This is a genomic window from Alphaproteobacteria bacterium (assembly GCA_030739735.1).
In the GTDB taxonomy this organism is placed as follows: Bacteria; Pseudomonadota; Alphaproteobacteria; order UBA7887; family UBA7887; genus UBA7887.
In genome coordinates this window covers 145,910-155,020 of the sequence record JASLYQ010000004.1, presented here as the reverse complement: position 1 = coordinate 155,020, position 9,111 = coordinate 145,910, and the positions used below count along the sequence as shown (strand labels likewise).

Sequence of the window (9,111 nt, the reverse complement as noted above, 5' to 3'; positions counted from 1 at the left end):
GAGACCGCCCGTCCGGTTTCCCGCGCCACATAGCTAGCGGGGTCTCGGAACCTTATTTTGGGATCTTGGCACCGCCCGACGGCTCTCTGGATCAGGTAAGCCTCACTCCCGCCGCCGATGATAGCGTGCTGGTCACTTACCAACACTAAGCGCGGGCTCCTTAACTCAGGCAGGCGCGGCGGAAGCCTATTCCCACACTCCGCGTGCCGTGATAGCCGAGCCGAGACGCTTGGCGCACAAGCCGGTTGAGCGAAACCCGGCCCAAGCCCCTGCCTGAGGAACCGCCCCAGGCGGTCACAGCGCGCCGCTCACGGTGCTGCCGCAACCGGCTACTGAAACTACCGCCCGGGCCCCTGGGCAATGGGCCGTGGTGCGTGGTGCGTGAGCCGCCATGCGTCCCGTACTGCGTCCTTTCCTGCAGCGGGTGGTTTGGCAGAGGCTGCCCGTCCGGTTTCTCGCGCCACATAGCTAGCGGGGTCTCGGAACCTTATTATTGAGGTGGTCTGCTGGCGGCATTGGCCCGAGCTTCTTCACGATTGCACAAAACGAAGGGGCTGAGAGGGTTTCTCAGTTTTCCGGGCGGCCAGTTTCTGTTGCACCGTGCGCACCTGCATCTGGGTGTAGCGGAAGAGTTGCGCGGGCGTCTTGTGTCCGCTGATAAGGGCCACCTCGGGCACGTTGAGACCGACCTCGAACAGGCGCGAGATCGCTTCGTGGCGAAGATCGTGAAAGTGGAGATCGCGGATCCCGGCGCCCGAATCCCCGTATATTGAGCCAAGCATCTATGCAGTTTTGACACAACGGGGCGAATGTAGCGTTTGCGGGAGTCGAAAACCTATTGAAAAGGCGACGGCTCCGGAGCTTGGTATGTGGTGAAGGTTGGGGGTGGCGGAGATTGACCTCACCCCGGCTTTGTGGGCCAACCGCGACTGAATGGTAGGTTTTGGCAGAATAACCTTATTATAGCCTTATTAATGATAGAAATTTCTAGCTGTTTCTCGCTAACCCATTGATTTTATGGAGGGCGCACGGGGACTCGAACCCCGGACCCGCTGATTAAGAGTCAGCTGCTCTACCAACTGAGCTATGCGCCCACACGCGGGAGCGCCCCTATAGCAAATGTCCACAGGGGTGTCGATAGGGGACGGCGCCTTGGGAGTGTCAACCCTCTTCGCCGTGACGGCCGATGGCGAGATCGCGGTTAGCGTGCACGCAGAGTATGAGGCCGATGGCTACCATCACGGTCACGGTTGCGGTGCCACCAAAAGAGATCAGTGGCAAAGGAACGCCGACCACGGGCACCAATCCTGTGACCATGGCGACGTTGATGAAAACATAGAGGAACATTGTCGTTGTCATGCCGTAGGCAAGGAGGCGACCGAACTGGTTCTGCGAGCCGAGTGCGATGGCCACGCCATAGACAAAGACTATACCGTAGAGCAGCAGTAGCACGGCACCACCCACCAGGCCGGTCTCCTCGGCCAGCATGGTGAAGATGAAATCGGTGTGGCGCTCGGGCAGGAAGCTGAGATGGCTTTGCGTGCCGGCGAGATAGCCCTTGCCGAACAGCCCGCCCGAGCCGAGTGCGATCTTCGACTGCAGGATATGATAGCCGGCTCCTAGCGGATCGTTCTCAGGATCGAGAAAGATGAGCAGACGGCGGCGCTGATAGTCGTGCAGAAACTGCCAGGCGATCGGCGCAGCGGCGGCGGTGAGCGCCACTAGCGCCCCCAGCATCCACCAGTGCACCCCTGCCAATACCAACAGCGTGCCGGCGGCGAGCAGCAGCATAATCGCTGTACCGAGATCAGGCTGCTGGAGCACCAGGCCGGCCGGTAGGCCGATTAGCGCAAGCGGCATCGCGAGTACCATGGGCCGGCGCATCTCCTCCGGCCTACGGCTGTGGAAATAACGCGCCAGCGCTAGCACTAGCGCCACCTTCATCACTTCGGAGGGCTGCAGGTTGAAAAGTTCAAAATCGATCCAGCGCTGGGCACCCATGCCGGTGGTGCCTATGATCTCAACCGCCAGCAACAGCAGCAGTGCGCCACCATAGAACAGATAGGCCCAGCGCAGCCAGAAGCGCAGATCGATCAGTGCCACCACGATGGCTACGCAAAGCCCGACCGCGAAGCGCACGGCTTGGCGCCAGGCCCAGGGCTCGAAACTGCCATTTGCAGCGGAGACGAGCATGGCGAAGCCGATCGCCGCCAGCATGGTGACCAGCAGGACGAGCGCCCAGTTAAGGCCCAGCAGGCGACTTGCCAGCGAGGTCTGGGGCGTCTTCAAACCACCGCCTCCGCCGTCACCGGCCAAAGCCATTGACCCTAGGCCTTCCGGTCGTCCGCAGCGGCTACCGCCGGCGGTGTCAAGGGCTCACGTGCGGAATCACGGCGCTGCGCTTCGGCGAGGATGTCGCGCACCATAGGAGCCGCTACCGTCGAGCCACCGCCGCCATGCTCGACCACTACGGCGCAGGCATAGCGCGGAGCGTGCAGCGGCGCGAAGCCGACAAAGAGTGCGTGGTCGCGGTGCTTCCAGGGCCGGTCCTCGTTGCGCGTGATACCGGCGTCGCGCTCGGCCTTGCTGATGCGGCGAACTTGGCTGGTACCGGTCTTCCCGGCCATGGCCCAGGCCTCGTTCTCGATGCGGGCTGCATAGGCCGTGCCGCGCCTGTGGTTAACCACTGAACTCATGCCTTCGCGCACTATTGCCAGGGCTCTAGCCGGGATATCGAGTTTTGGTGGCGGCGACGGCGGTGGCGTCAGGTCATCACCATCGCTCTTGCGAACTGCCTGGGTTAACCGCGGCGCAATAGCTAGCCCACCGTTTGCAATACGGGCGCACATGACGGCGAGCTGCAACGGTGTTGTCAGCACAAAACCCTGGCCGATACCCGTATTGAGTGTTTCGCCCTGTTGCCACTTGTTGCCCCAATTTGCGAGCTTCCAGGCTGGGGTTGGGATCAGGCCGTCGGCTTCGCTCGGCAGGTCTATGCTGAGGCGGTTGCCTAACCCAAGCTTGTGCGCGGTCTCGGCGATGCGCTTGATGCCGACCTTCAGCGCGATGTCGTAGAAGTAGACGTCGCAGCTCTGGGCTAGCGCCTCGACCATACCAAGACGGCCATGGCCGCCGCGCTTCCAGCAGTGGAAACGGCGATTGCCGAGCTCCATATGACCTGGGCAATAAACGTTATACCCGGCGCCGAGAACGCCCGATTCTAGCGCCGCCACCGCCACCGCTAGCTTGAACGTGGAGCCAGGCGGATATTGCCCGCTGATGGTCTTGTTGATCAACGGTGCGCGGGGATTGTCGACTAGCTCGCGCCATTGCTGATGGGTTAGACCTTGGTTGAATAGGTTGGGGTCGAACGATGGTGTCGAGGCCAGGGTCAGCACGGCGCCGTCGGCCACGTCGAGGACCACGGCGGCGGCGCTTTCGGCGGCCAGACGGTCGGTGGCAAAGGTCTGTAAGCCTTGGTCGAGGGTGAGCTGGACGTCGGCACCGGGGTTGCCCTCGCTGCGGCTAAGCTCGCGGATAATACGGCCATGGGCATTGACCTCCACCTGTTGGCTGCCGGCGCGACCGCGCAGGCTGAGGTCGTGGAATTTCTCGACGCCGTTCTTACCAATCCGGAAGTTGGGTAATTCGAGCAGGGGATCACCAGTCAGCTCCTCGGACGCGACGGCTGCCACATAACCCAGCACATGGGCCAAAGAGGCGGCCTGAGGGTATTGCCTCAGGCGTCCCTCGTCGATCGAGATGCCCGGCAGATACGGGGCATTGACCTCGATCTCGGCCACCTCCCACCACGACAGATGCTCGCGCACGGTGATAGGAACGAAGGGCCGCCTGCGGGCAATTTCGCTCAGGATGCGTTGACGTTCGCCGGCCTTGAGGGGGATAAAATTGGTGAGCGAGTCGAGGACAGCTACGGTCTCGCGCGCCTGCTCGGGGACTATGACGAGTCGGTAGTTCTGTCTGTTCCGCGCCAACTCGATACCGAAGCGGTCGAGGATGCGCCCGCGCGGCGGCGCCAGCAGGTTCAGATTGATCCGGTTCTCGTCCGCCAGTACCCGGTACCTTGGCGCCTCGACCACTTGCAAGTAATAGAGCCTGCTGCCGAGCAGCGCCATCAGTGCCAACTTGCCGGTGCCGAGCACGGCCACGCGGCGGTTGAAACGGCGGCGACTATTGGCGTTCTGACGCTTCATCTCGGCACTACCGGCAGGGGTTGCAGCAATTCGCGTAGGATGACGCCGAAGGGGAGTGTAATCACCGGGTAAAGGGCCATGGTTAGAAGCGCCTGGAAGATTGCTGGCATCAGCGGCAGGGCTTGCAAGTGATAGAATGAGGCGATCAGCCAGCCTAAGCTCTGGACTACCGCCACGAGCGCGACGAAGCTGGCCCAGACCACGGCGATGTTCTTGTCGTGAAAGAAGCGCCGGTGTCTTGCGGCAAGGCCTTGTAGAGTGAGCAGAACGATGGCGCTGCCGCCGAGCGGGGCACCGCTCAAAGAATCATGCGCGATGCCAATGACAAAAGTCGCCACCAGCGGCATCAGGTCCCTGCGATAAACCGTCCAATAGAAGACGCAGATCATCGGCAAGGCAGGCATGATCTGGCCGAGCCCCGGCGGGCCGACAGGTAGGGTGCATACCAGCGTTAACAAAAGCGCCAGTGTCACTGGCAAGGACGCGCGCAGGCCGGATTCGATGTGGTGCCAAAGGTCGGGCGCAGTCCTCACGGCGCGCCCTCCGCCTCGTTGGTTATAGCCGGCTCGGGCAGTACCTCGAAACGCGGGCCCTCCCAGGCCACCAGGCGCACATATTCGATGCGTCCAAGATCGGCGAGCGGCTGCACGCGCACAACACCGTCGGTAATCGACGAGACCACGCCCACCGGCAGGCCAGGCATCAGCACGCCACCATGGCCTGAGGTGATGACACGAGCACCCACCGTGATCTGGGCGTCGCGTGGCAGGAAGGCGAGGTGGGCGGTGTCGGTATTGTCACCAGTGAGAATGGCGCGCTGGCGGGTCGACTCGATGACCACGGGAATGCGCGAATTGAGATCTGTCACGAGCAGGACGCGAGAGGCGCGACGACCCACTTCGACTACCCGTCCGACCATGCCTTCGCCCGTGATCGCCGCTTGGCCCTGCACGATGCCGTCGACGGCGCCGACATTGGCCAGTAAGGTGCGCACATAGGCACTGCCGGAATCGCCGATCACGCGTGCCGTGACGAAGCTAGGTTTGGATTTGACACGCAGATTGAGTAGGCCTCGCAAGGCCGCGTTCTCGGCCTCCATGCGTCGTGCGACGAGTTCCCAGCGCTTGAGGCGGTCGATGGCGAGGCGCAACTCCGCGTTCTTCTCGCGCAGTGCCAGCATGCTGTCGATCTCGGCCACGATGCGATTGCCGGATTCCACCGGGCGAGACAGGGCATCGAGGATAGGTTCTGTGGTATCGATGACACCGTTGCGCAAGTCGACTGCGGTATCCGGATCGACCCTGCTGACGATCATCAATGCCATAGCGGAAAGCAGTAGCAGGAAAAGACCAAAACGATGCGCCAGCGCCTTGACCGGCACCGCCACGCGCATGAGGCTTCCCCTTGTCCGCCTCGCCATGACCCCGCTCGACCCCTACGGTCCGCTGATGATTTCCACGCTATTTATAGATTTTTTACCCGTAGAAAGCCAAGGTTTTATGCGCTAATAGGCGTTGTGTAGTACGTGCTTAAGGGTCCCCATCTCCTCCAGCGCCCGCCCGGTACCAAGCGCCACGCAAGTGAGCGCTTCCTCGGCGATGGAGATGGGCAGGCCCGTGGCATGGCGTAGCACGTGATCGACATTGGTCAGCAGGCCGCCGCCGCCAGTTAGCATAATGCCCTTGTCGACGATGTCGGCCGCAAGCTCGGGTGGTGTATTCTCGAGCGCGATCTTGACGGTTTCTATGATCGCGCCGACTGGCTCTGCTAGGCTTTCGGCGATCTGGCGCTCGCTGATGACGATCTCCTTGGGCACGCCGTTCATCAGGTCGCGGCCCCTGATCTCCATCACTTGGCCGTTGCCGTCTTCAGGTGCCATGGCGCTGCCGATGCCCATTTTGATCGCTTCCGCCGACGACTCGCCGATGAGCAGATTGTGATTGCGCCGAATGTAAGCGATGATCGCCTCGTCCATCTTGTCACCGCCGACTCTTACAGACTTGGCGTATACAATGCCGCCGAGCGAAAGCACGGCAACCTCCGTCGTGCCGCCGCCGACGTCGACCACCATCGAGCCTTTAGCCTCGGTCACCGGAAGGCCGGCGCCGATCGCTGCGGCCATCGGCTCTTCGATGAGAAATACACGCCGGGCGCCGGCGCTCTCCGCGGATTCCTGGATAGCACGCTGTTCCACCGCCGTTGAGCCGGACGGCACGCAGACAATGATCTGCGGATGCGCGAAGCTGCGCCGGTTGTGCACTTTGTTTATGAAGTGCTTGATCATCTCCTCGGCGACTTCGAAGTCGGCGATGACGCCGTCGCGCAATGGCCGGATCGCTTCGATATTGCCGGGTGTGCGCCCGAGCATCTGTTTCGCCTCCTGGCCTACGGCAAGCACCTGCTTCTTGCCCTTCTGGTCGAGGATGGCGACCACCGAGGGCTCGTTGAGGACGATGCCGCGGCCGGCGACGTAGACCAGCGTATTGGCGGTTCCCAGGTCGATTGCCATATCGTTGGACATCATGCCCATCACGCGCGACAACATGGTCCTATTTGCTCTCCGTCTCTGGGGGGATTGTCGTTGTGCGAGCGCCCGCTGCCGGGCAACGGGGCTCGACGAAAAGTTTCGCGTGACGGGTCATATTACCGGTCAAGCCTGGGCGTAAAGTGCTGCAGGCGCCGTCTTCTCGCGCTTCACCAGCAGCTTGTTTAAGGCGTTCACGTAGGCCCTGGCGCTGGCCACCATGATGTCGGTATCGGCGCCCTGTCCGTTCACGCTGCGGCCGTTTTCCTCAAGACGCACCGAGACCTCGGCCTGGGCGTCCGTGCCTTGGGTGACTGCGTTGATCTGGAATACTTGAAGGTGTGCTTCATGCGGAAAAATCTCACCGATGGCGCGGAAAACGGCATCCACTGGCCCGTCACCTTCCGCCGTTGTCGAGGCAGTCTCACCGTCAATCGACAGGCTCAACTCGGCGTTCGGGTGGGTCTCGGTGCCACAATGCACGGCCAGGGCGACCAGCTGGATACGCTCGTGCTGGTGTGTCACAGTATCATCTACCAAGGCCACCAGATCCTCGTCGAACACGTCCTTCTTTTTGTCCGCCAAGTCCTTGAAACGGCCGAAGGCATTGTTGAGCGCGTTGTCACCGAGTTCGTAGCCTAGCTCGCGCAGCTTGGCCTTAAAGGCGTGGCGGCCGGAATGCTTGCCCATCACCAGCTTCGACTGCACGAGGCCGACCGACTCCGGCGTCATAATCTCATAGGTACCGGAATGCTTGAGCATGCCGTCCTGGTGGATGCCCGCTTCGTGGGCGAAGGCATTGGCACCGACGATGGCCTTGTTAGGCTGCACGGCGAAGCCGGTCACGGCCGAGACCAGCCGCGAGGCCTTCATGATGTTCTCAGTGCGGATGCTCGTTTCGTACGGGAAGAGATCGTTGCGTGTGCGGATGGCCATTACGATCTCTTCCATCGAGGCATTACCGGCACGCTCGCCGAGGCCGTTGATAGTGCACTCAACCTGGCGTGCGCCGGCTTGCACGGCGGCCAGTGAGTTGGCCACGGCCAAGCCGAGATCATTGTGGCAATGCACTGACAGCACCGCCTTGTCAATATTGGGCACGCGGTTGAACAGCATCTCGATCAGAGTCGTAAACTCAGCTGGCGCTGTGTAGCCGACGGTGTCCGGGATATTGATGGTGCCAGCGCCGGCCTTTATGGCGCTTTCCACGGTGCGGCAAAGGAAGTCTGGCTCTGTGCGGGTGCCGTCCTCGGGGCTCCACTCTACATCGTCGCAAAGATTGCGCGCATGGGTGACGCTGTCGATGACCGCCTGATGCACTTCCTCGGGGCTCATCTGCAGCTTGTGCTGCATGTGCAGCGGGCTGGTCGAGATAAAGGTGTGAATGCGCTTCTGTTTAGCTGGCTTGAGCGCTTCCCCGGCACGGTTGATGTCCTTGCGGCCAGATCGCGCTAAGCTACACACGACCGACTCGGTGACGATCTTGGCGACCTCGCTCACAGCCTCGAAATCGCCTTTCGAGGCGATGGCAAAACCAGCCTCGATCACGTCCACGCCCAGCTCTTCGAGCAGCTTGGCGATCTCCAGCTTTTCCTCAAGTGTCATAGAGGCGCCTGGCGATTGCTCGCCGTCGCGCATGGTGGTGTCGAAAATTATGACGCGCTCTCGCTTATCGCATTTTGACCCTGTCTGTGTCATCGGTTTGCTCTCCTGAAATGCAGGGTTGGATCCACGAATCGATCACCTCGGAGCGCCCGAAACGGCCGCTCAGGGGCAGGTAAGTCGCAGACCCCCGCCGTTCGGGAGCACGCGCGCGCAGGCCAGGGCCCGGCCAGCGGCTTTTGCGCTGGCTAGCCGTATGCGGGGAGCGACCCGCTGACGGTGTTGGCGACACTCGCTCATGGCTCCGGAAAGCCCTTTCCGAATCAAATCTTTGGCCCGCACGATCCGCCAACTTTGACGGATTCGCCGAGCCGCAAATCCCGTTTGCCACAGAAAATCGCAGCCAAGCAACCAGGACAAGCCCATCTTTACGCCCAATTCCGAGGCGCAAGCAACTGCAATATAGCTTAAACGGTGCGTCCGTCACTGTGAAGAGACAGTATGACAGAGATCGGCAAGCGGGCCTTGGCAGAGCTATTACCACGTTGCTAAGACAGAAATCATCGCCGAGACACCGAATTTTCAGGTTGTCGAGATCACCTTGGACGTCGGCGGGGGGTGCCCTGGCATCTGCAGCGCTACGTCGAATGCGTTAGTTGTGGAGAGGTTATCGGCGAGATGCGCCTGGCGGTAGTACCGGACAGCAACATCTGCATCGACTGTGCAATCCGTTAGGTTGTTTTAGAATTTCCGCAACCATCTACTTAGGCT

Annotated in this window: 6 protein-coding genes, 1 tRNA gene and 1 pseudogene; all 8 read right to left on the bottom strand. The window is 61.4% G+C overall.

Annotated features, from left to right (window positions below; genetic code table 11):
* Nucleotides 1-530 precede the first annotated feature (530 nt).
* Nucleotides 531-749: pseudogene (locus QF629_03955) on the bottom strand (tyrosine-type recombinase/integrase).
* Nucleotides 750-1,018: 269 nt separating this feature from the next.
* Nucleotides 1,019-1,094 (bottom strand) — tRNA-Lys (locus QF629_03950).
* Between the two features lie 67 nt (nucleotides 1,095-1,161).
* A complete protein-coding gene (gene rodA, locus QF629_03945; GenBank protein MDP6012689.1) occupies nucleotides 1,162-2,322 on the bottom strand; it encodes a rod shape-determining protein RodA in 1,161 nt (386 codons plus the stop codon).
* Between the two features lie 5 nt (nucleotides 2,323-2,327).
* Entirely contained in the window at nucleotides 2,328-4,214 is a 1,887-nt protein-coding gene (gene mrdA / locus QF629_03940; GenBank protein MDP6012688.1) for a penicillin-binding protein 2, read from the bottom strand.
* Entirely contained in the window at nucleotides 4,211-4,747 is a 537-nt protein-coding gene (gene mreD, locus QF629_03935) for a rod shape-determining protein MreD (GenBank protein MDP6012687.1), read from the bottom strand. The genes mrdA and mreD overlap by 4 nt, the downstream gene beginning before the upstream one ends.
* Nucleotides 4,744-5,607, bottom strand: a complete 864-nt coding sequence (mreC, locus tag QF629_03930) for a rod shape-determining protein MreC (GenBank protein MDP6012686.1) — start codon at nucleotides 5,605-5,607, stop codon at nucleotides 4,744-4,746. Before mreC ends, mreD begins: the two co-directional genes overlap by 4 nt.
* Before the next feature lie 111 nt (nucleotides 5,608-5,718).
* A complete protein-coding gene (locus QF629_03925; protein ID MDP6012685.1) occupies nucleotides 5,719-6,759 on the bottom strand; it encodes a rod shape-determining protein in 1,041 nt (346 codons plus the stop codon).
* Between the two features lie 105 nt (nucleotides 6,760-6,864).
* The gene (locus QF629_03920; GenBank protein MDP6012684.1) at nucleotides 6,865-8,436 is read right to left on the bottom strand and encodes a 2-isopropylmalate synthase; all 1,572 of its coding nucleotides are present in this window, start codon (nucleotides 8,434-8,436) and stop codon (nucleotides 6,865-6,867) included.
* Between the last annotated feature and the right edge of the window lie 675 nt (nucleotides 8,437-9,111).

Coding starts and splice junctions, on each gene's coding strand:
- QF629_03920 (MDP6012684.1), bottom strand. CDS start 8,436: ATGACACAGACAGGGTCAAAATGCGATAAGCGAGAGCGCGTCATAATT.
- QF629_03925 (MDP6012685.1), bottom strand. CDS start 6,759: ATGTTGTCGCGCGTGATGGGCATGATGTCCAACGATATGGCAATCGAC.
- rodA (MDP6012689.1), bottom strand. CDS start 2,322: ATGGCTTTGGCCGGTGACGGCGGAGGCGGTGGTTTGAAGACGCCCCAG.
- mrdA (MDP6012688.1), bottom strand. CDS start 4,214: ATGAAGCGTCAGAACGCCAATAGTCGCCGCCGTTTCAACCGCCGCGTG.
- mreC (MDP6012686.1), bottom strand. CDS start 5,607: ATGCGCGTGGCGGTGCCGGTCAAGGCGCTGGCGCATCGTTTTGGTCTT.